General features: G+C 61.5%; 32 protein-coding genes. 4 read left to right on the top strand and 28 right to left on the bottom strand.

The genetic code is table 11. From position 1 onward, the window contains the following. Positions 1-98 precede the first annotated feature (98 nt). A complete protein-coding gene (gene prpD / locus ACVWZT_RS24805; protein WP_457471946.1) occupies positions 99-1,583 on the top strand; it encodes a 2-methylcitrate dehydratase in 1,485 nt (494 codons plus the stop codon). Between the two features lie 96 nt (positions 1,584-1,679). On the opposite strand, the gene acnB is transcribed toward prpD, so the two are convergent. Beyond that, positions 1,680-4,289, bottom strand: a complete 2,610-nt coding sequence (gene acnB / locus ACVWZT_RS24800) for a bifunctional aconitate hydratase 2/2-methylisocitrate dehydratase (protein WP_296230500.1) — start codon at positions 4,287-4,289, stop codon at positions 1,680-1,682. Positions 4,290-4,695: 406 nt separating this feature from the next. Between acnB and ACVWZT_RS24795 the strand changes: the two genes are divergently transcribed. After that, a complete protein-coding gene (locus ACVWZT_RS24795; protein WP_296230485.1) occupies positions 4,696-5,163 on the top strand; it encodes a DUF1289 domain-containing protein in 468 nt (155 codons plus the stop codon). 94 nt (positions 5,164-5,257) lie between these two features. Here ACVWZT_RS24795 and queD read toward each other — a convergent pair whose 3' ends face one another. From queD to ACVWZT_RS24725, 14 genes are all read right to left on the bottom strand, one after another. Continuing rightward, on the bottom strand, positions 5,258-5,614 hold the full coding sequence (gene queD / locus ACVWZT_RS24790) for a 6-carboxytetrahydropterin synthase QueD (RefSeq protein WP_112252437.1): 357 nt from the start codon (positions 5,612-5,614) through the stop codon (positions 5,258-5,260). Between the two features lie 63 nt (positions 5,615-5,677). Then, a complete protein-coding gene (locus ACVWZT_RS24785; protein ID WP_400736623.1) occupies positions 5,678-5,890 on the bottom strand; it encodes a helix-turn-helix transcriptional regulator in 213 nt (70 codons plus the stop codon). A gap of 23 nt (positions 5,891-5,913) precedes the next feature. Further along, on the bottom strand, positions 5,914-6,090 hold the full coding sequence (locus ACVWZT_RS24780; RefSeq protein ID WP_457471944.1) for a hypothetical protein: 177 nt from the start codon (positions 6,088-6,090) through the stop codon (positions 5,914-5,916). Positions 6,091-6,128: 38 nt separating this feature from the next. Further along, positions 6,129-6,452, bottom strand: coding sequence for a hypothetical protein (locus ACVWZT_RS24775; RefSeq protein ID WP_457471943.1), 324 nt, complete (start codon positions 6,450-6,452; stop codon positions 6,129-6,131). 56 nt (positions 6,453-6,508) lie between these two features. Continuing rightward, the gene (locus ACVWZT_RS24770) at positions 6,509-6,916 is read right to left on the bottom strand and encodes a hypothetical protein (protein WP_457471942.1); all 408 of its coding nucleotides are present in this window, start codon (positions 6,914-6,916) and stop codon (positions 6,509-6,511) included. Between the two features lie 43 nt (positions 6,917-6,959). After that, on the bottom strand, positions 6,960-7,514 hold the full coding sequence (locus tag ACVWZT_RS24765) for a hypothetical protein (protein ID WP_296230479.1): 555 nt from the start codon (positions 7,512-7,514) through the stop codon (positions 6,960-6,962). Beyond that, positions 7,511-7,720, bottom strand: a complete 210-nt coding sequence (locus tag ACVWZT_RS24760; RefSeq protein ID WP_200929497.1) for a hypothetical protein — start codon at positions 7,718-7,720, stop codon at positions 7,511-7,513. The genes ACVWZT_RS24765 and ACVWZT_RS24760 overlap by 4 nt, the downstream gene beginning before the upstream one ends. After that, positions 7,717-7,989: a hypothetical protein gene (locus tag ACVWZT_RS24755; protein ID WP_457472147.1), complete on the bottom strand. Its 273-nt coding sequence runs from the start codon at positions 7,987-7,989 to the stop codon at positions 7,717-7,719. The genes ACVWZT_RS24760 and ACVWZT_RS24755 overlap by 4 nt, the downstream gene beginning before the upstream one ends. 382 nt (positions 7,990-8,371) lie before the next feature. Continuing rightward, positions 8,372-8,632, bottom strand: a complete 261-nt coding sequence (locus ACVWZT_RS24750; protein WP_296230476.1) for a hypothetical protein — start codon at positions 8,630-8,632, stop codon at positions 8,372-8,374. Continuing rightward, positions 8,629-9,351 (bottom strand): hypothetical protein, encoded by a 723-nt coding sequence (locus tag ACVWZT_RS24745; RefSeq protein WP_457471941.1) that lies wholly within the window; start codon positions 9,349-9,351, stop codon positions 8,629-8,631. Before ACVWZT_RS24745 ends, ACVWZT_RS24750 begins: the two co-directional genes overlap by 4 nt. A 9-nt stretch (positions 9,352-9,360) precedes the next feature. Beyond that, the gene (locus ACVWZT_RS24740; protein WP_457471940.1) at positions 9,361-11,133 is read right to left on the bottom strand and encodes a DNA cytosine methyltransferase; all 1,773 of its coding nucleotides are present in this window, start codon (positions 11,131-11,133) and stop codon (positions 9,361-9,363) included. Between the two features lie 11 nt (positions 11,134-11,144). Continuing rightward, positions 11,145-11,909 (bottom strand): hypothetical protein, encoded by a 765-nt coding sequence (locus ACVWZT_RS24735; RefSeq protein WP_457471939.1) that lies wholly within the window; start codon positions 11,907-11,909, stop codon positions 11,145-11,147. Between the two features lie 66 nt (positions 11,910-11,975). Continuing rightward, positions 11,976-12,587, bottom strand: a complete 612-nt coding sequence (locus ACVWZT_RS24730) for a hypothetical protein (RefSeq protein ID WP_457471938.1) — start codon at positions 12,585-12,587, stop codon at positions 11,976-11,978. A gap of 13 nt (positions 12,588-12,600) precedes the next feature. Then, positions 12,601-13,119 (bottom strand): HNH endonuclease, encoded by a 519-nt coding sequence (locus tag ACVWZT_RS24725; RefSeq protein WP_457471936.1) that lies wholly within the window; start codon positions 13,117-13,119, stop codon positions 12,601-12,603. A gap of 110 nt (positions 13,120-13,229) precedes the next feature. Between ACVWZT_RS24725 and ACVWZT_RS24720 the strand changes: the two genes are divergently transcribed. Then, entirely contained in the window at positions 13,230-13,475 is a 246-nt protein-coding gene (locus ACVWZT_RS24720) for a hypothetical protein (protein ID WP_457471934.1), read from the top strand. 37 nt (positions 13,476-13,512) lie between these two features. On the opposite strand, the gene yejK is transcribed toward ACVWZT_RS24720, so the two are convergent. Further along, positions 13,513-14,523, bottom strand: coding sequence for a nucleoid-associated protein YejK (gene yejK, locus ACVWZT_RS24715; RefSeq protein ID WP_457471933.1), 1,011 nt, complete (start codon positions 14,521-14,523; stop codon positions 13,513-13,515). A 100-nt stretch (positions 14,524-14,623) separates the two neighbouring features. Here yejK and ACVWZT_RS24710 point away from each other — a divergent pair, with 100 nt between their 5' ends. Next, positions 14,624-15,121 carry a hypothetical protein gene (locus tag ACVWZT_RS24710; RefSeq protein WP_457471932.1) on the top strand — a complete coding sequence of 166 codons (498 nt, stop codon included), beginning with the start codon at positions 14,624-14,626 and terminating at the stop codon, positions 15,119-15,121. Here the strand turns inward: ACVWZT_RS24710 and ACVWZT_RS24705 are convergent. From ACVWZT_RS24705 to ACVWZT_RS24650, 12 genes are all read right to left on the bottom strand, one after another. After that, the gene (locus ACVWZT_RS24705; protein ID WP_457471930.1) at positions 15,118-15,429 is read right to left on the bottom strand and encodes a hypothetical protein; all 312 of its coding nucleotides are present in this window, start codon (positions 15,427-15,429) and stop codon (positions 15,118-15,120) included. The genes ACVWZT_RS24710 and ACVWZT_RS24705 overlap by 4 nt on opposite strands. After that, complete coding sequence (locus ACVWZT_RS24700) at positions 15,404-15,751, bottom strand: DUF7740 domain-containing protein (protein ID WP_457471929.1); 348 nt, start codon at positions 15,749-15,751, stop codon at positions 15,404-15,406. Before ACVWZT_RS24700 ends, ACVWZT_RS24705 begins: the two co-directional genes overlap by 26 nt. A gap of 41 nt (positions 15,752-15,792) precedes the next feature. Beyond that, positions 15,793-15,987, bottom strand: a complete 195-nt coding sequence (locus ACVWZT_RS24695; RefSeq protein WP_296230467.1) for a hypothetical protein — start codon at positions 15,985-15,987, stop codon at positions 15,793-15,795. A 3-nt stretch (positions 15,988-15,990) separates the two neighbouring features. After that, positions 15,991-16,656, bottom strand: a complete 666-nt coding sequence (locus ACVWZT_RS24690; protein WP_296230465.1) for a 3'-5' exonuclease — start codon at positions 16,654-16,656, stop codon at positions 15,991-15,993. Between the two features lie 59 nt (positions 16,657-16,715). Then, a complete protein-coding gene (locus ACVWZT_RS24685) occupies positions 16,716-17,372 on the bottom strand; it encodes a hypothetical protein (RefSeq protein ID WP_296230463.1) in 657 nt (218 codons plus the stop codon). A gap of 11 nt (positions 17,373-17,383) precedes the next feature. Further along, complete coding sequence (locus ACVWZT_RS24680; RefSeq protein WP_457471927.1) at positions 17,384-18,016, bottom strand: AAA family ATPase; 633 nt, start codon at positions 18,014-18,016, stop codon at positions 17,384-17,386. An 8-nt stretch (positions 18,017-18,024) separates the two neighbouring features. After that, complete coding sequence (locus ACVWZT_RS24675; RefSeq protein WP_172439570.1) at positions 18,025-18,171, bottom strand: hypothetical protein; 147 nt, start codon at positions 18,169-18,171, stop codon at positions 18,025-18,027. A gap of 117 nt (positions 18,172-18,288) precedes the next feature. Further along, the gene (locus tag ACVWZT_RS24670) at positions 18,289-18,504 is read right to left on the bottom strand and encodes a hypothetical protein (RefSeq protein ID WP_296230455.1); all 216 of its coding nucleotides are present in this window, start codon (positions 18,502-18,504) and stop codon (positions 18,289-18,291) included. After that, entirely contained in the window at positions 18,501-18,731 is a 231-nt protein-coding gene (locus ACVWZT_RS24665; RefSeq protein ID WP_296230454.1) for a hypothetical protein, read from the bottom strand. Before ACVWZT_RS24665 ends, ACVWZT_RS24670 begins: the two co-directional genes overlap by 4 nt. Beyond that, positions 18,728-18,982 carry a hypothetical protein gene (locus ACVWZT_RS24660; protein WP_296230452.1) on the bottom strand — a complete coding sequence of 85 codons (255 nt, stop codon included), beginning with the start codon at positions 18,980-18,982 and terminating at the stop codon, positions 18,728-18,730. The genes ACVWZT_RS24665 and ACVWZT_RS24660 overlap by 4 nt, the downstream gene beginning before the upstream one ends. Before the next feature lie 20 nt (positions 18,983-19,002). Next, on the bottom strand, positions 19,003-19,239 hold the full coding sequence (locus tag ACVWZT_RS24655; RefSeq protein WP_414707154.1) for a DUF551 domain-containing protein: 237 nt from the start codon (positions 19,237-19,239) through the stop codon (positions 19,003-19,005). Next, the gene (locus tag ACVWZT_RS24650) at positions 19,236-19,520 is read right to left on the bottom strand and encodes a hypothetical protein (protein ID WP_457471925.1); all 285 of its coding nucleotides are present in this window, start codon (positions 19,518-19,520) and stop codon (positions 19,236-19,238) included. The genes ACVWZT_RS24655 and ACVWZT_RS24650 overlap by 4 nt, the downstream gene beginning before the upstream one ends. Between the last annotated feature and the right edge of the window lie 217 nt (positions 19,521-19,737).

Genomic DNA, 19,737 nt, shown 5'->3' with positions numbered 1-19,737 from the left:
CTTTGCGGCCCTGTCGCGACCCAAGGCCGCTCCTGCATGGCGCCTTGTGCCGCGACAGGGCTGTCAGGCAGCTTCGGCAATTCTGAAGGGAGCTGCATATGAGCGCCAACGTAGACCTCAATGACCGCCCGGATTACGACCAGGTGCTGCAAACCCTTGCCGACTACGCCCTCGGCTACCGGGTCGAATCACCTGAAGCCCTGGACACCGCCCGCAACTGCCTGATGGATACCCTCGGCTGCGGCCTGCTGGCCTTGCGCTTCCCCGAATGCAGCAAACTGCTCGGTCCGCTGGTGGAAGGTACAGTGGTGCCCAATGGCGCCCGTGTCCCCGGTACCAGCTACCGCCTCGACCCGGTCAAGGCGGCCTGGGACATCGGCTGCACGGTGCGCTGGCTGGACTATAACGACACCTGGCTGGCCGCCGAATGGGCTCACCCCTCGGATAACCTCGGTGGCATCCTGGCAGTCGCCGACCATCTGTCGCAAAGGCGCGTGGCCGCCGGTGAAGCACCACTGCTGATGCGTGATGTACTGGAAGCCATGGTCATGGCCCATGAGATCCAGGGTGTGCTGGCGCTGGAAAACGCCTTCAATCGCGTTGGCCTCGACCACGTGATATTGGTCAAGGTCGCGTCCACCGCAGTGTGCGCAAGGCTGATGGGAGCCAACCGTGAACAGATGCTCAGTGCCTTGTCCCACGCCTTCGTTGACGGCCAGGCACTGCGCACCTACCGCCACGCGCCCAACGCCGGTTCGCGCAAATCCTGGGCTGCCGGGGATGCTTCCAGCCGTGGTGTGCGCCTGGCCGATATCGCCCTGCGTGGCGAAATGGGCGTGCCAAGTGTGCTCACTGCGCCACAATGGGGCTTCTACGACGTACTGTTCAGCCACACCAACAAGGACCTGGCACTCAAGCCTGCCGAGCAACAGGCGCTGCGCGTGCCGCAGGCCCTGGGTAGCTATGTCATGGAGAACGTGCTGTTCAAGGTCAGTTTCCCTGCCGAGTTCCATGCCCAGACTGCCTGTGAGGCGGCAGTCAGCCTGCACCCGCGGGTACGCAATCGCCTGCACGAGGTGGGCCGCATTGTCATCACCACACAGGAGTCGGCAATCCGCATCATTTCAAAGAGCGGCCCACTGGCCAACGCTGCCGACCGCGACCATTGCTTGCAGTACATGGTGGCAGTGCCCTTGATTTTCGGGCATCTGGTGGCCGAGCAATATGAAGACGCCTTCCACGCCAGCCATCCAAGCATCGACCGCCTGCGCGAGAAAATGGAGGTGGTGGAAGACCCTCGCTTCAGCCGCGAGTACCTGGAACCGGACAAGCGCTCGATCGCCAACGCGCTGCAGGTGTTCTTCAAGGATGGCAGCAGTACCGAGCAGGTGGTGGTGGAGTACCCAATCGGTCATCGGCGCCGGCGGGCGGAGGGCATACCGTTGCTGGAGGCGAAGTTCAGGGCCAACCTGGCGACGAGGTTCGCCCGGCAACGGTGTGAGGAGATTCTGTCGGTATGCAAGAACCAGCAGGCCCTGGAGGGGATGGCAGTGCATCGGTTCGTGGACCTGTTTGTAATCTGAGAGGCCGGCAAGGGCCTGCACAGAGCCACAAAAAAGCCCCGGCATTTCTGCCGGGGCTTCTTCTTGCAACTTGCAGCTTACACCTTGCCGCTCAGCTTACGCCTGAACCACCGGGATCTTGGCGTTGGCTGCCGCTTCGCGGAACTCGGCGATCTGGTCGAAGCTCAGGTAGCGGTAGACGTCGGCAGCCATGCTGTCGATGTCTTTCGCGTACTGCATGTACTCTTCGACGGTCGGCAGCTTGCCGATGATCGAAGCGACAGCCGCCAGTTCGGCCGATGCCAGGTACACGTTGGTGGCGTCGCCCAGGCGGTTCGGGAAGTTGCGGGTCGAGGTGGACACCACGGTCGAGCCGGTCTGCACACGCGCCTGGTTACCCATGCACAGCGAGCAGCCTGGCATTTCCATGCGCGCACCGGCCTTGCCGTAGATGCCGTAGTAGCCTTCTTCGGTCAGCTGGTGAGCGTCCATCTTGGTTGGCGGAGCCAGCCACAGACGGGTAGGGATACCGCCCTTGACCTTGTCCAGCAGCTTGCCGGCGGCGCGGAAGTGACCGATGTTGGTCATGCACGAACCGATGAACACTTCGTCGATCTTCTCGCCCTGTACCGAGGACAGCAGGCGTGCATCGTCCGGGTCGTTCGGCGCGCAGAGCACAGGCTCCTTGACGTCGGCCAGGTCGATCTCGATGATTTCAGCGTATTCGGCATCGGCGTCGGCCGACAGCAGCTCAGGCTTGGCCAGCCAGGCTTCCATGGCCTGGGCGCGACGTTCCAGGGTGCGGGCGTCGCCGTAGCCTTCGCCGATCATCCAGCGCAGCAGGGTGATGTTCGACTGCAGGTACTCGGCAATGGCCTTTTCCGGCAACTTGATGGTGCAACCGGCAGCGGAACGCTCGGCCGAGGCGTCGGACAGCTCGAAGGCTTGCTCGACGGTCAGGTCGTTCAGGCCTTCGATCTCGAGGATGCGGCCGGAGAAGATGTTCTTCTTGCCTTTCTTCTCGACGGTCAGCAGGCCTTTCTGGATGGCGTAGTAAGGGATGGCATGGACCAGGTCACGCAGGGTGATACCTGGTTGCAGCTTGCCCTTGAAGCGCACCAGTACCGATTCCGGCATGTCCAGCGGCATGACACCGGTGGCAGCAGCGAAGGCTACCAGGCCGGAACCGGCCGGGAACGAAATGCCGATCGGGAAGCGGGTGTGCGAGTCGCCACCGGTACCCACGGTGTCGGGCATCAGCATGCGGTTCAGCCAGCTGTGGATGATGCCGTCGCCCGGGCGCAGCGACACGCCGCCACGGGTGCGGATGAAGTCTGGCAGGGTGTGGTGGGTAGTGACGTCGATCGGCTTCGGATAGGCCGCGGTGTGGCAGAACGACTGCATCACCAGGTCGGCGGAGAAGCCCAGGCACGCCAGGTCTTTCAGCTCGTCGCGGGTCATCGGGCCAGTGGTGTCCTGGGAACCGACGGTGGTCATCTTCGGCTCGCAGTAGGTACCTGGGCGTACGCCCTTGCCTTCCGGCAGGCCGCAGGCACGGCCGACCATTTTCTGGGCCAGGGTGAAGCCTTTGCCCGAGTCGGCAGGCTGCTCCGGCTTCTTGAACAGGTCGGAAGCACCCAGGCCCAGTTCGGCGCGGGCCTTCTCGGTCAGGCCGCGGCCGACGATCAGCGGGATACGGCCGCCAGCGCGGACTTCATCCAGCAGCACTTCGGTTTTCAGCTGGAAGGTGGTGACCAGTTCGTCGCTGCCGTGACGGCGCACTTCGCCCTTGAACGGGTAAACGTCGATGACGTCGCCCATGGCCAGGTTGGTGCAGTCGAATTCGATCGGCAGGGCGCCGGCGTCTTCCATGGTGTTGTAGAAGATCGGGGCGATCTTGGTGCCGAAGCAGAAGCCACCGGCGCGCTTGTTCGGTACGTACGGGATGTCGTCGCCGAAGAACCACAGCACCGAGTTGGTTGCCGATTTGCGCGAGGAGCCGGTACCGACCACGTCGCCGACGTAGGCAACCGGGAAGCCCTTGGCCTTGACCGCTTCGATCTGGGCCAGCGGGCCGACCGAACCAGGCTGCTGCGGCTCGATGCCGTCACGGGCCATTTTCAGCATGGCCAGGGCGTGCAGCGGGATGTCAGGGCGCGACCAGGCGTCCGGGGCAGGCGACAGGTCGTCGGTGTTGGTTTCGCCAGGTACCTTGAACACGGTCAGGGTGTACTTGTCGGCGATCGCCGGACGCGAGGTGAACCACTCGCCGGCCGCCCAGGATTCCAGTACGGCCTTGGCATGGACGTTGCCGGTCTTGGCTTTTTCAGCCACGTCGTGGAAGGCATCGAACATCAGCAGGGTGTGCTTGAGCTGTTCGCCCGCGACGGCGCCCAGTTCGGCGTCATCCAGCAGCGCGACCAGCGTTTCGATGTTGTAGCCGCCCTGCATGGTGCCCAGCAGTTCGGTGGCGTGCTTGCGGTCGATCAAAGGCGACTTGGCTTCGCCCTTGGCGATAGCGGACAGGAAAGCGGCCTTGACGTAGGCGGCTTCGTCGACCCCTGGTGGTACGCGGTGGGTGATCAGTTCTACGAGGAAGGCTTCTTCGCCGGCCGGCGGGTTTTTCAGCAGCTCGACCAGGCCTGCAGTTTGTTCGGCGTTCAACGGCTGGGGCACGATGCCCAGGGCGGCACGCTCTTCGATGTGTTTGCGGTAGGCTTCAAGCACAGTTATTTCCCTCATCAGTGGTCCCTAAAGGGGGTCCGGGACGCTCATCCAGCATTCAATGCACCCATGCGCTGCCACGGCTTTGTGGGCCGCCCAGCCAGAGTCGCAAGGAATCCTTACAGAAGCTGCTTTCAAAGTTTTACGCCTGCAGAACGGAAAGCTGATGAGGGCTGGCACGGGCATGCGAGGGATGCATGGCCCGGGCCAACGCCGTTCTACCGGATGAACTGTGCTCGTGACGCTTTGAAAACAGCTTCCAACGGACATTGTTGCCTTTGAAAAGGCCGGATGATTCTACGGCAAAAAAAGCCTGAAGGTAAGGCGGCGAAGATGACTTTAACGAGTGACCCTGGTTAGACAAAGGGCTAACATGGGCTCGTGTTCCACCGCCAAGCTGTTGTTTTTCATGTCCAACAAGTCCATCAAGACCCCTTGCGTCGGCCTCTGCTCCACGGTCTATGGAGACATCGTGTGCCGTGGCTGCAAGCGGTTTCACCACGAGGTGATCCACTGGAATGGCTACGACGATGCGCAAAAGCGCGCCGTGTGGTTGCGCCTGGAGCAGTTGCTGGTGCAGGTGATGATGGCCAAGCTGGAAGTGTTCGACAAAGGGCTGCTGCGCCAGCAGCTGGAGCAGCGCTCCATCCGTTTTGTCGAACAGCAATCGGAATATTGCTGGGCGTACCAGCTGATCGCCCGCGGCGCTCGGATGATCCGTGACCTGGAAGCCTACGGCATGGTACTGCTGCCGGAATTCCGCGACTGGGAGCTGCCCCAGTTGCGCGACGCCATCGACCGCGAGTTCTTCCTGTTGTCGGAAGCGCATTACCAGCGCTACATCGCGCCGGCGTTCCTGGACAGCGCGCTGGAATAGCGGCATTCCAGCTGTCGCCCGGCCGGCGCCAGGCCGCCCTCCACGCAGCCCGTTTGCGGGCATTGCGCCAGCGCTGGGGCCGGCACCTGCTGCATCAATCCCCGGTGTATTCGCAGCCGCTGGTGCAGGTTTCGTGAATGCGTACCTTGGAAAGCTCCGGCATCAGCGGCTTGACCTGGTCCCAGATCCATTTGGCGATGACTTCGCTGGTCGGGTTCTCGAGCCCCGGAATGTCGTTGAGGTAGTTGTGATCCAGCTGTTCGTAGATCGGCTTGAAGATCGCCTTCACCTCGGCAAAATCACGGATCCAGCCGGTATGTGGGTCGAGCGGGCCGGTGAGGTGCAGGCCGACCTTGAATGAGTGGCCGTGCAGGCGGCCGCATTTGTGCCCGGCCGGGACATTGGGCAGGCGGTGGGCCGATTCGAATGTGAATTCCTTGAAGATTTCCACTGGTGGACCTGTATAGCTGGTGGGATAAGGGCTTGAGCGGAAATTGGCGTTTCAATGTACTGCTCAATGTACTGATTGGTCGTCGCTGGGGGTAAAAGAGGTCATCCACTGGGTGATGTCCGACTGGCGCCAGGCGACCGAATTTGGGCCTATCTTAACCTGTTTTGGAAAGGTGCCCTCCCTGATTCTGCGATAGACGGTGTTCCGGCCGATGCCGGTCACGTGCAGCACCTCATCGAGGCGCAGGAAGCGGTCAATGTTTTCTGCGTGTCGCATGGGTGTCTCCTTTATATAGAAGGTCAAGCCGTGAAGTGTTGCCCGACCTTCGCCGCCCGGGCGGCTTCCTCGGTGCGGAACATGAGTTGAGTTTTGCTGATGCGGCCATAGGCCTCGTATTCGGCGTCGACCCACCAGGCGCCGAACTTGCGGTACGGCTCGCCGAGGATCTTCGTGACGTAGCAGTCAATCAGGTTCATGGAAGGTCTCCACGCCGCCGGTGGCGGCAGGTTGGTTGTCAGTCGACCTGGTAGTAGACGTAGCAGTTGACGCCTTGGTCCTTGAGCGACTTGTGCATGGCTTGTACACCGGCACTGTGCTGATTGCCCTGTCCCGGCCAAGGCGTGTCCAGGTGCACACCTTGCTGGTGGTACCGGCTTTTCTTCTGCACATAGCCGGGCAGCCCATTCAGCTGGCTGGAGCGAAGGCCCGGCACAGGAATCACTACGCGGTCCAGGTTGGCGCTTCCGCCGTCGTCGGTGCACGCAGCCGCTGCAGCTTTACCGGCCTCGACAGCGATGCGGATCTTGGCAGGCAAGCCGGCCAGTTCTTCTTTCGTCATGGCAATAGCTCTCCATGCCCGCGCATGTCGGCGGGCTTGAGTAGTTGGGGGAGGGGTTAGGCTTTCGCCGCGGCTGACTCTTGCCACTCGACGATGTCGGCGCCAAAGTCCTTGCTGGTGAATGTGATGTTTCCGAAGGGCCATCGGTAGGCGAATGGTCCAGTGCGCTCGCAGCTGGCCAGCACGCTCCCGCAGGACAGGCGAATGTCGATACGCTCTAGCCCTGGGTCCTCATCTGGATCAGGCGGGCACCAATTTCCTGCAAGTTTGCGGACCTTCTCGACGACGGCGTCGATCTCGAATCCACCCCGTGACTGCCCGACAAGCGATGCAACGCGCCACATGCCGGTTTGCCACCGATCCTTTCTGACCAACGCGCCGTCTTCGCGGAACTCGTAATCCTCAACCTTTGCGTCGCGGAATTCCGGCTTCCTGAAGTCCAGCTCTGTCACTTCGCGGCTCATCGCGGCCCCCTGTAGATCAGGTAGGCCATGTAGGCGAGGGCGATCATGGCGCCACCTGCTTGCGGTAGCCGGCATCATGCAGAGCAGCGATCGCGCACTCTACATACTCGCGGGCAGTGAGAAGCTCACCTGCACTGAAATCCAGCTGGGCATCCTCTGCCATTTTGGCGATTGCTATCTTTCGCTCCGCCTCCGCGATCTGCTCAGGCGTGCGGATGGGGCTGAAGAATGCCATGCGCAGGCAAGTCTCGGAGTCCTCTGCGCCCTTGCGACGGAACCATGTTTCATCGCCATCACGGCCCAGGATCGTCACAACTATGACCTGGTCGCTACTGGGATGCCATTCGCATGTGGTGCCAACCGGCGGTAGGCCTTCGCCATCCCAGCGCGCCGGCCGCGGCGTGATGTACTGGATCTGGCCCTGCGTGAAATTGTGCCGGTGATCGCCGGTACCGCCACCGTATGGATAGACGCGATCCTCGGCGCCGACCACGGCGTACTGGTCCATGTTGATCCACACCTCGGTAATGCCGTGGTGGGCGACCAGGCCGTGGCCGTCTGCCCACTCAGGCGCCTTGCTCCAATCGATCTTGCTCACAGCTGATACCTCTCATCAATCCAGCGCCCAGGCGCCAGTGCGGGTGTAGGTTCGGGTTGTGTTTCGTGCGGGGAGAGCTGGCGCTGGTTGCCGGCCTGCAGCTGACACGATTTCGTCTCGCGCCCTACAAACATGCCCACACAGAAGGTCTGCGCCAGGATGGCCATGACAGCGAACGTGTAGAAGAAAAGCTGAGATCGCTTCATGGCGTCACCACTCGGCGGCCCCACCAGCAAGCCGGACCGTCATCGGTGTCGTAGATGGCCAGGCAGAACCAGCCTTCACCATCTGGCTTGCTGGGTTCCCAGTAGCTGCAATCGGGGTCGCCAGACTCGAAGTAGCGTTCTGCGATGTCCTCTGGTGCGTCTGTTTCGAGTTCGACTCGGACCACCTCAAGTCCCTGCCGGGCGACCCAAGCCTTGCTTTTCTCGACGTCGCCCTCGTCGAAATCGGGCAGGTCAGGGTGCTGAAACATCCCGTATTCGTCACGGCGCACAACTGCGGGCTTGATCAGGTTCTGGCGGTCGAGGCGTTCGATCTCCGCAAGGATCAGTGCACCAGCTTTCACCAGGTCGCGCCGGCGATCTGCGCTTGGCTTGAACGTTTCTGGCGCCCATGGCCAATCGGTACTCATGGTTCCAGGTTGGCCGGAGAGACGAGCGTAGACGCTTGCTGCCCTGGCCAGTTCGCCGCTGGCGTAGCCGTCATCGCGATTCAGCGAGTAGCCTTCGTCGCTGACCTGCCGCTGGCGCTCGAGCACGACGGCCAGCGCCGCGCGGTTGAGGGTGATTCCATTTTTCTCAGGCACGGTGATTCCTTGGCCGCCATATCGCGGCAGTGAATAGAGGGGAGAGGGGTTACAGCTTGGGAGTACAAATGTTCTCTTGCGGGGCTGAATCCACCGAGCGCATGAAGGCTGCCATGTGGCCCATCTGCTCGACGATGAAGCGCTCTTCATCAGCGGCGGCAGCGATGATCCTTTCTCGGCGCTTCTTGCAGAGCAGGCAATCGACTTCGGCCCAGTCGCCTGACAGCTCGGAGGATTCCCCTAGCCAGGTGCCGCAGGGCGCTTGCTCAACGTCTTCCAGGTCGGTGAATGGTGCGAAGTGCGTCGTCATGACTTCGAATCCGGCTCTGCACTGCAACTGCAATCTCCAGGCTTGTATTCGTCGACCGCTTTGCAGTTGAGCTTGTGCCCGTTGATCGTCTGCGGAGTTGGCGCGCCGAGCTCTGCGCTGGCGGGCTTGAACGACAGACGAATACGCTCGTACAGGTCAGGCAGCATCCATTTGTCAGTTTTGATCAGCACTTCTTTCAGCAGCGCATCCCGCTCGGCCAGCTTGTCGACGGCCTCATGCAGATCGTTGTGCAGTTGAGTGAAAGCTGCCTCGACCTTGCTGGATACATCGCCGGTACCGACATGCTCCGCCCATTCTCGCTCGGCAACCATATCGGCCATGGCCTCGCACTCGGCAAGTTCGGCTATCGCCGCCATCGTTTCGCTCTCGGCGAGTTCGGTAGCGGTGCGATCGGTCATCGGCCCCAGCCCAACAATCGGCAGCCCAGTCTCCGCCGCATCCCTATCTGCCACTTCCTTGGTCCACCAGATGGTAGTACCAACCATCCAGGCTATAGGCTCGGGGTGGGGCTGCGGGGCTGGCTGGGTGAGAAGCTCTGAAATCTGCGTTACTGCGCGATCAATCGGCGCCTGAATGAAGCCAGGCAGTGGCTCATCAGCGGGCGGCTTCATGCCGGTTACGCCGGAAACCATGCCGACAAGGGCTTCGGTGACGATTTTGCTCAGTTCGGTGTTGCTGGATCGGTTTTCTGTGGGCATGGGGATACCTCAAGCGAGACGTTCAAGTTGTTGTTGGATGCGCTGGCCTATCCAGCGGACGACGAACACGGCCTTGCTGTTGCCGATCGCCTTGTAGCGCGGGCCGTCCGGGCATTCATCAGCTGGCTTGCCGCGATAGGGAATTCGGGTGTGGTCGCCGGGGAAGCCCTGAAGCCATTCGCACTCGCGCGGGGTGAGCCGGCGCACGTGGGCGTTTGCCTGGACTGCTTGCACTTCCGCCCGAGCTTCGAGGGTGTAGGCGTGGTCGGCCTGAACTCCGACGCCATCTGGCCCGCTCGCCGGGTTTACGCGGAAGGCTCCGGCTTGGATAGCATGAGCCACGATTGGCTGGCCGCGCCCGGTGCCGTCTTCGCTGGCGTCGAAGCCTTCGGCCTTCAGCGTGTGCGTGATTTCGCCAGTGATGCACACTGCGACCTGGCCACCAGCGTTGGGATGGCTGGAGCCGTGGCCCATGGCACGAAGCGTCGGCGCCAGGTCTCCGGCATCGGCCCCGTGGTCTTTGCAGCTGAAGGCGATGCAGGGTTGACCTTGGCCAGGCTTACCGCCGCCGGCAGATAGAGTTCCCACTACCTGGCCGTCGCCGCCTTCAAGCCTCACTTCTGCGCTGCTGTTCTCGGCAAATGCCAGAACCGCGTTCTCTTGGCCGCTGTTTCTGCCAAGAGGGTGGGCCAGTCCGTGTAGAACATCGGGGTCCTGCGTGCCGTGCACAACCAGCATGCCGTTCTCGGCGTCCTGCTGGGTGGCGCTTCCGGCCGCTTTGCCGTTCGCCTGCAAGGTGCCAGCGACCATTGGGATATCGTCATGGCTGTAGCCGCCCGACTTTCTGGCACCTCCAGTGATGGTCGGCGCAATGCAGAACGTCTCGCTCTCCATGTCCATTCTGGTGTCCTTGGCGGTCAGCGTCGCGGACTGGCTCACATCACCCTGGAGGCTGTGGCCGCCATACGCTGGTACGCCCGCCAGCACTTCAACCGCCGGCCCTTGGTCGCCTTCGCAGTTCAGGCAGCCGTACTGGCCCAGGTCTAATCCAAAGACACATCCGCAGCCGCACTGGAGCGCAGGGCCGAATGGAGCTCGTCCGGCAAGGTCTTGCCCCTCGCCTCGGCGCGGCGGAGTATCCCGGCGCAGGCCTTCGCGCTCAAAAAGTACTTCGAGGGGATCGAATCCTGCTCGAGCACTTGCGACAACGAACACACGACGGCGTCGTTGGGCCAGGCCGAAATATTGGGCATCCAGAACCCGCCATGCGACTGTTCGCGTGGGTCCATACACACAACCAGCGTCCTTCCATTTGCCCCCTGGCGGTTGGAGTTCTTCGGATTCGCCCACCAGGGCGCCGAGGAAGCACCCAAACGCGTTGCCTTTGTCGGAGAGGACGCCGGGGACGTTTTCCCAGGTGCAGACGGCCTCGGGCTCGCCTCGCATTGATCGAACATGGTCAATTGCATCGAACAGCTCCACGTATTTGATGGTTAGGGCGCCCCGGGGATCGGCCAGGCCTTCGCGCATGCCGGCCACGCTGAAGGCCTGGCAGGGTGTGCCGCCAACGAGTACCTCGGGCGCGGGGATCTTGCCGGACAGAACCATGGCCGCCAGGCGGGTCATGTCGCCGTGGTTCGGGGTCTCCGGGTAGTGGTAGGCCAGCACGGCGGAGGGGAATGGTTCGATTTCGGCGTACCAATCGGCGCGCCAGCCCAGCGGGTGCCAGGCTACGGTCGCAGCTTCAATGCCGCTGCAGACGCTTCCGTAGGTGATGGGCATAGGATCTCCGGTCAGGCGCGGGCGATGATGTCGGCCTCGGCCAGCTCGCAGAAGAAGGAGCAGGCGGGCAGTTTCTCGTTGCGGCGCACAGGGCCATCACCGAGATCACGAAGGGAGAAGCGGACGTTGGTAGTCCGATTGCGGAACAGGTAGGAACCTTCGCCCAGGTCATCCTGAATCGCGCACAGCGCCTCAAACTGCTCAGGGAAGTCCTGGCGGATAGCCCGGAAGTAGCCTTCGCCGCCCTTCACGCAGCCGATGCAGTTGGCGTTGTCGTAGCCCATCCGGTACATCAGCGGCAGCTCGATGCCTGCCCGCAGCAGGATGGCCTTGCAGTCGTCCTTGCCCAGGCCTCTGTCGATCAGCGGGGCGATCACTGGGCGGTCTGGATTTCGCTCCCTGAAGTCTTCCAGGCGGTCGGCTTCCTCGGCGGTGTAGCCGAACACCATCACATCGCCTGGCTGCTTCCACGTGTCCAGCAAGCGCCGCTTCAGGATCTTGGTGCACGGGGCGCCAGTTCGACCCTTCATGTAGCGCTCCCGGCGGAACACCTCATGGGCGTCGGCGCCGTACTTCTCATCACGCAGGACGGTGATCGGCTGACCGAACCAGGCTTCGCAGTCCTGGGCGAACCGCCGGTTGTCCTCGTGCTCGTTGGCGAGGAAGGCGTTGATGATCTGCACGTCGTGCGTGCTGCCGTACTCGGCGAGAGCCAGCTTGGTGGCCACCGCCGAAGCGGCGCCGCAACTGAACTGGCAGACGATTCGATTGGACATGGTGGATCCTCGCCGGGGAGGCGTTATCGTTGAATAGGGGAAGGCGCTGGCGGGCAGCGCTTGGTGCTACGGGCGGTTATCGTGATCGCAGTGTCGGCAGTCTTCGTAGGATGGCGACGGCACAAATCGACCGCAGCCACCACAGTTCTGGATGCTTGCCGGCGCCCTTCGCTTTGCCTTGGCCAGCACGATGCCGGTGCCCGTCAGGGCTTCTTTGATATCAACATCCCGCTTGTGCACCAGACGCCGGGCCTTGGCTTCGAGGTAAGCCACTGGCCAGATCACTGCCTCCTCTGGCGTGTTGCCGATCGCCTGGGCAGCCTCAAGAGTGAGGCGGTGGGCCTTCTCGAATCGGTAGGTGTGGCCAATAGGCCAGTGGGCCAAGGCGATGTCATTACCGTTCCAGTGGCCAGGTATCTGCAGGACAACGGTGCATCCCGGGCTCAGCTGGTCGCGGGCTTCGTCCAGGCTGATGTACTGGTGGTCGACGCCGAGATGTGCGCGGGCATCGACATAGTCTTTTGGCCAGGGAATGTCTGTTTCCCGGTGACCACAGGCCTGCTCTTGGGTGAACAGCTCGGCTTTGTCGAGGTTGGTGGTGTAGCCGCCGCCCAAGGCCCAGAACATGAGGCCGTCACCGGTGTTGCCGCGGCTGTCCTGTAGGTAGAACTGTCTCATGGCTTTCTCCTATTCAAGCCTTCATTGGCATGCAGTCGTGCCAGCGGTACCCGCCATGACGGCGGCGCCGGCCTTCAATGCATCGCTGGATTGACCCGCGGTGGAAGCCATCCTCAAGCGCCTGTCGAATGCTTGGGTAACAGAGCGAAACCGGGCCGTTGGTGCTTTCGGCAACCACAGGCCGGACGCGCTTCAGCAGAACCCGGCACGCATGGACGTTGTTCTCGGCAGATGAGGCCCACTCCAGGTTCTCCCTGCAGTTGTTGTCCTTGGCTCCGTCAATGTGGTTGACGTGTGCAAGACCTTCAGGGTTTGGCAGGAAAGCCTCTGCCACCAGGCGGTGGGCGTAGACGTTGGTGCGTTGACCGTTGTGGCAGAGAACCAACTTCATGTAGCCGCCCCGGTCGGCAAACTGCTTCAGCAGACGCTCAGGCACTCGCCCTGCGCCACGCGCTACCGATTTGACCTGGCCTTCGGAGCTGACCAGGTAGGCAGACACGAAGCCGGGAACCGGCCTCCATTCTGGATGCATGAGTTATCTCCCGAGCATGCGCCGCCCTCCGTGGCCGGATGCGGCATCGCAATTTACTGTGAGTTGGGGTATACGGATGGTCGGCATGGTGCCGACTTGAGAGGTTGGAAATGAAGCCGGAAAACTGGAATGGATACGCCTACCCCGAATACGAGAAGAAGCTCTGGATCAGCTTCAGCTCAGGTCCCGGCGGTCAGGTGATAACCTGGATCTCAAAATATGACCCGAGCCCAGTAAGCGGCTCCCGAGAGATTCCTGTCTATCGCGCTGTCACTGGCGATTGGAAGGACCAGGATGAGGTCATTGCCAACGCCAATGCCATCGCCGATGCAATTATCAAGGACGGCATTCTCTAGAGACTTTGATTCCTAGGCGCGGCTGCTTCGCAACCAATCACACGGTTGCGGAGCGTTTCAGCTGGGTGATCAGCTGCGTCGGCAGGTTCTTGATGGTCAGGCTGGCGCTGTCTTGGTCGAACTCGACGCGCTTGCCGAGCAGGTGCGCTTCGAAGCTGATCGACATGCCTTCGGCGCGACCGGTGTAGCGCCGGTATTGGCTGAGGGTGCGCTTGTCGGCGGCGAAGCTCTCGGAGATCCCGTACTCACCTGCCCGGATAAAGTCGGCGAAGGTTTCTGGGCTGCCCTCGTTCAGAAGCTCGGAAATCTCGTCCAGCCTGATAGGCTCGCCGATCTTTCCTTGTGCCTGTGCGTAGGCCACCAGGTTGTGGCTCTTCTCGCTGGCGGTGTCGTCTGCAAGGTCCTCAGCCTTCACGAAGTCGGCGAAGGCCTTGAGCAGGGTACGGGTTTCGCCCGGGGCGTCGACTCCTTCCTCCGCTCCAATGAAGTCGCGGAAGTAGGCGGTAGACTTGCGACCTCCCTTCGGCTTGATGAAGGAGACGTACTGCCGCGATGCCGGGTTGTTCTTCCACTCGCTCAGGTTGATGCGAGCGGCAAAGTGCAAGGTTCGAGCGTCGAGCTGGCGCGAGGTGGCCACCGTCAAGTCGTGAGCAACGGCTACAGTATCGACCTGCTGCAAGATGGCGATCATCAGGTAGTCGGTCATTCCCTGGGTGTAGAGGGCGAACAGAACGTGGCCGCCGACCGAAAGGTTCGACTCCTCCATCAGCTTGGTCAAATGCTCTGCCGAGGTGCGGGTGAAGTCGAGGAACGACATTTCGTCGATCATCACCTTGCCCAGCCATCCACTGAACGGATAGGCGCCGGAGGCGGCATGGAAGAATCCCCAGCCCTTGCCGGTCTTGGCGTTGTAGGTGCCATTCACTTCGAACAACAGGTTATCGATAGCGCCGCTGTCGGGAAGCTCCGAGCTGGCCAGGTGCAGGGCAGCCGGGCTGCCATCTGGCTTTTTGTCGATGAAGTGCATTACTGCGTGGCGAATGGGCATGGGTGATCCTCCGTGGCCGTCTGGCGGCATGGTGGCAATTTGGTTTGGGATGGGGTATTACGTGTCGAACGGCAATTGGCCGTATTCGTGAGGCGTAAAAGTGAGCGAGAAAGCACAAGCGGTAGCTCGCCGCACCGGTTACGCAATGCTTGCTCCACTTATTGTGGGTCTGCCTATTGCCCTGTTTGCGGGTGGAATAGATATTCCGGTGTTTGTATCCGTTGCGACGCTATGGTTGTTGGTAGCGCTTTTTTTGATTATCGGTCCGGAGTCGATATCAGAGATAACGTTCTGGGAAGCGTCAATCAAGCGCGATGCGAAGGCAGCGAAGGAGGCTCGTGACGAGGCTGAAGCTATCAGGGACGAGCTCAAAAAGGTCGCTAAGCTAAATATTGAAAACGTGTTCCTGCTAAACAGTCTCGCTGCTAACGTTTATCAGAATGGCGGTGCCGGGCAGGATCTTCCGCCAGCGTTTGACCGAATCGCCAAGAATCTCGATGATCTGACCCCATTAATTTCGACGAACTCAGCGGAAGTGGAAGCATGGCAAGAAGAGATGAGGGCGATCATGAGAGCTGGCTATTCGATCTCGGGCTAGCTGTCATGAGCGATGCGCGACTCCTCGCGCATCCTGAAAATCTCAAGCTTCCGCACCACGGCCGTTGACACTGTGATTTCGTGGCGCGGAGGTGTTAAAAGCGGCAGCGCACCGCCCGGGCCAAGACCATGCAGGTGATGAATCATCAGCGTCATCGCCTCGCCCTGTTCCTCGATACCGGCCCAATCCATCAGCTCCAGCAGGGCCTGCTTAGTCCCTGGTCGAACCTTCAAGCGCAGGTCTTCTTCCTGCAGGCGCTCGGCCTTGGCCCTCCGCTTCTCGTCACGCTGCTGCTGCGTCAGAGCCATCATCGCCTCCATTGCGCACAAATCGGGTGCCAGACCCGATGTCGAGCAGGTCGCACACCCGGTTGATGATCTTGAGCGCGGCGTCGAAGACCTTGGCGTCGTCCGGCTCGCGGGCCAGTCGTTTCATGTTCGGCTGGTGCTCCAGGCAGACCTTGTCGACCAGGCGCCGGGCCAGCCTGCGCAGGCTATCCGCGCTGTCGTCGAAGCGCAGGCTGAGCGCGAAGGCCAGGGCCACATCGTCAGGCCGGTACTGGCCGCCGCTGCGGGTTATGTACAGCTTTCGCACCGGTTTGCGCGTCGATGCGTCGAAAAGGGTTGCCATGTTCGACCTCCTGCAGGCCGCTTGGGGGAAGGTGGAGGTGCTCACGCCGCCTTGTTCTTTGCAGCGCGCTTCGGATTTTTCTGTTCAATCTCAAGATCCATGTCGTTCCAGCCGGCCAGGAACCAGGCGCCGTGGAACGTGTGGGATGCGAAGGGGTTGGCCAGCTTGCCGCCACCGTTGCGGCGGCATTCCCGGCCAAGGTAGTAGACGCTGGGATGCTCGCCGCAATCGCTCATGGCTTACTTCTCCAGGGCTTTGCGCAGGTAGGGGTCGATGTCGGCTTGTCCGAGCAGCCAGCGTTTGTAGTCGCGCGGGATGTCCTCGATCTTCGAGCCGGCGTGCTTGCCGAAGCGAATGACCTTCGGGATTCGGGCTTCCTCGGAGATTTCCCACAGCTCTTCCCAGCTGGCCACCGGCCGGCCCAACTGCGCCTTGAGGGTGCTGAAGATTGTTGCCAGGAGGCGACGGCAGTTCTTGACGTCGTCCAGTGCAGCGTGGGCATTACGCAGCAGCTCGGGCGCCTCCGTACGGTAGTGCAGGTAGATCATGGCCGACTGCGTGTGAGTGTCGGCCTCAGGCCACAGCGCGCGGCTCAGTGCGGCAGTGCAGATGCGCTTGATCTCTGGCTTGCCGATTACACCCCAGTCGTAATCTACGTTGTGCCCGATCAGGTAGGTGGCGTCTTCGGGCAGCTTGAAGGAGTCATGCGGCGGGCAGTCTGCCAACTCTTCATCCAGGATGTGGCTGGTTGCCAGGGCGCCAAGCTCGATTGGCTTGGACGGCTTGTATCGCTGCAGGAATTCGCCGGTTACTGCCAGTCCGGTGCCGAGCTGCAGCCATGCAGCCTCAACCAGTTCCGGGCTGTTCAGTCCGGTGGTTTCAGAGTCGAAAATGTAGGCGGTCATATGAGGTCCGTTTCGCAAGAAGGAGGGGTGTCAGCAGCGTGGTTGCTGCTGACCAGCGGTCAATCGAACGGAATATCGTCCGAGAAGTCAGGCGGTGCGCCGTAGTCGTAGTTGTCGGGCTGGGAGTATCCGCCGGCCACCTGGGCGGACTTCGGACGACGGTCATGGACCGGCTTCTTCATTAGCTGCTGAACCATTTTTTCCAGCTTGGCTGGGCTGGTGCAGCGGGGGTCGAGAATCTCGGACGCCGTCTTTTCCGACTCTGCGCTGAAGGGGGCGTAGATGATCGGCCGCGGCATCCCGGTCTGGCTGTTCTTCTCGATTTCCATCTGGATGAGCAGGCCGATCGGCTTCTTCAAGAGTTCAGGGAAGCCTGGCGCGGTTACCTGCTCGCGCTGTTTGGTGTCGTTGTTCCACTTCTCGAACTGGGTTGGCTGTGGCGCCCCGACGGTGCGCAGCTGCAGGCACGCCATGATGGCGTTCATCATCGCGTAACCGCCTTCATTGCGTGTGCCGTGCTGGTAGGTCAGGTTGAGGTAAAAAGTTGCCTCGGCACCATCGCGGCTCTTGAAAGTGAAGCCGATACCGGTCGACCCGGTTTCCTGCTTCTCCATGTACTCGGCGCGCAGGAACTCGCCAATGAACTTGCCCGCTTCGTCGATGAAGGCTGACTTGTTGTCCGCGGAGCGCGCGGCATTTGCGTCCAGGTTGAACATTCAGAAGGCTCCTATGCGGCCTGAGTGGTGTTGGTGAGGTCGTAGTACTCGCAGATCGCGGCACCGACCAAGGCAAGGTCGTTATCGATCATCGCCTCGTTGAACATGCCCATTGGGGCTTTGGTGGTGTCCGACCCGTTGTTGCGGGTGCTGAACAGGTGCTGGCCGTCGCTGACCACTGAGCGCAAGACGATGGTGACCATGCCCTCCAGGGTGATCTTCTCGTCCAGCATCTTGCCGATGGTCTTCATCTTGATCTGGCCGGCGTCCGTCTCCTCCGTGTGGCTGAGGATGTAGACGCGAACGTCGTCGGGTAGGCCGAGCAGTGCCTCGAAGATGTTCCAGGTGTGCCGGCCGATCTCGGTGAACTTGTCGAACCCTTTCTCCTCGCTCCGGCGCATGAACTCGTTGGCCAGGATGTACTGGAAGTCGTCGATCACGATCACCTTGCGCTTGGTCTGGCGGCAGGCACCGATGACCTTGACCCAGTTGTCGGTGACATAGGACTTCCACGCTTTAGAGCCGGGGAAGGGAAGCGGCTTTTTGATGACCTGTACCAAAGCCACATCATCAGGCTTGAAGTTGCGCAACGACGCGCTCTTGCCGGCCCCGGACTTGCCGAGGATCAGGGTTACGGTTGCCATGCGGCACCTCAGCTTGGTTGGTTGTCCCACTGCCGCTCAATGCGAGCGGCCTCTTCTTCGTACTCTTTGCGCTCGTCGCCCTGGTACCGCTCAGGCGAGAACGATCCGACCGTCATCCAGTCGAGCTGGGCGGCCAGGCGGGGGGTTGTGTTCATGGATGCCTCAGGAGGTGATGCAGTCGGCGTAAGCGCTTGCGAGCATCCAGGCGGTGCACAGTGATAGGGTGATGAAGCTGCCGCGCCAGAGCGCTAAGCGCCTGGCCTGCTGGCGGCTCACGTGCGGACCTCGTAGGCCAAGGTGCACATACCGCAAAGGTAAGCTCGGCCTGACCATGCTGCCGGGTTCTCGATATGAGCCATGCGCGCTTGGTTCATGGCGTCTTCCAAAGTAAGCCCCTTGAAAACCATGAGAATGCGGTCGTCTGGCACTGCCTGTGCGGCCTCAGCTATCTGCTCGTCGATTAGCGTCGTCACGATTTGCGTAGTCATGCAACTCTCCCGTTCGCTACCAGCCAGGCTTCGTTGTTGCGGGCGATTGCCCGGTTCAAGCGCTCCGTGTAGCTGCGCTGCTTGGTAAGGTCGATTGCGCCGGTCAGCCCGGCCAGGTCGATCGCCATCATCAGCTCGCCGCGAAGGCATTCACTGAACGAAGCGTCAATTGCTTCGAAACGAGAGTCGATGATGGCAATCACCTCTTGGCGTGTGCCGCCGTTCATGCTGTCCTCCGGGCGGCTCCTGAGCCGCACATGGCTTCCATCTTTTCGAGGGCCGTGCCGATCACTCGGCGGCTTTCTGTCCGCTGGCGTTCATCACGCTCGCGGATCATCGTGTTCCAAGCCTCATTGTTCGCCCGGGCCTGCTCCGATGTGAGGTGGTCGGCCCAGTGCGTATCGCCAAACAGGCCCATCTGGCGGTCAACCTCCCGGGCCTGGGCGCTGTCGGCGTAAAGCTCATGCTCCCTGGCCATGGTCGCCTCCAGGTGGTGGGTTACTCGGTGGGCGGGGAAGGGAGTGGCTGCCAGTGCGTTGGCGCGGGCGTGATCCGGCCACGCATGTCAACCCAGCGCGGCTCACGACCTTTCTCTGTCCTGTTGTGCATCTGCCGCTCGTAGCGCAACGCTCGAACAACCCCTTGCTGTAAGGCGATTACCGTTTCGCCGTGACCCCAATCAGGCTTGCCTTCCAGGCTGGGCAGTCTGTCGCTGCACTTAATCCAACCGCTCATGGCTTCACCCGGGCGGCGAGCATGGCCTTGCCGTATTCGTAAGCCATGCTTGCGGTATGAGCTGGGTCGCTGTTCGAGTGATAGCTGCCGCTTCCCTCGTCGCCAGGCCAAGACAGAAGGCCGACAAGCGCCTTAGCTGCGAAGTAGTCGAGCAGGGTCATGCCTGGGTAAGCGCTGAAGGTTTGCGGCTTGATTTCTTCGCCATTGAAACCCTTGATCGGCGTGATTCCGCTGTTGTTGATCTGGGTGGGAAATGCGGGTCCGCCTGTGTCTTTGCTCATCGTGTGAACCTCGGTAGCCAACCGCATTGATCAGGTGCCGGGCACCAGGGACCAAGCTGGGCGTGAAAAGCCAAGCCCGGCACCTGTCGATGCGGTCGTATTTGAAGGGAAGGGGATGCGGGATGCATCGGTGGCCACTCTCCGGGGCAAACCGGGTGTCGGGACGCCTCACCATGCGGCGAGACGCTACCCACGCTCACAATTCGCGGCGATCAAC

This window comes from Pseudomonas sp. TE21394 (genome assembly GCF_054057835.1).
Note: the sequence above shows the minus strand (reverse complement) of the source record. Positions and strands in the feature narration are given on the sequence as shown.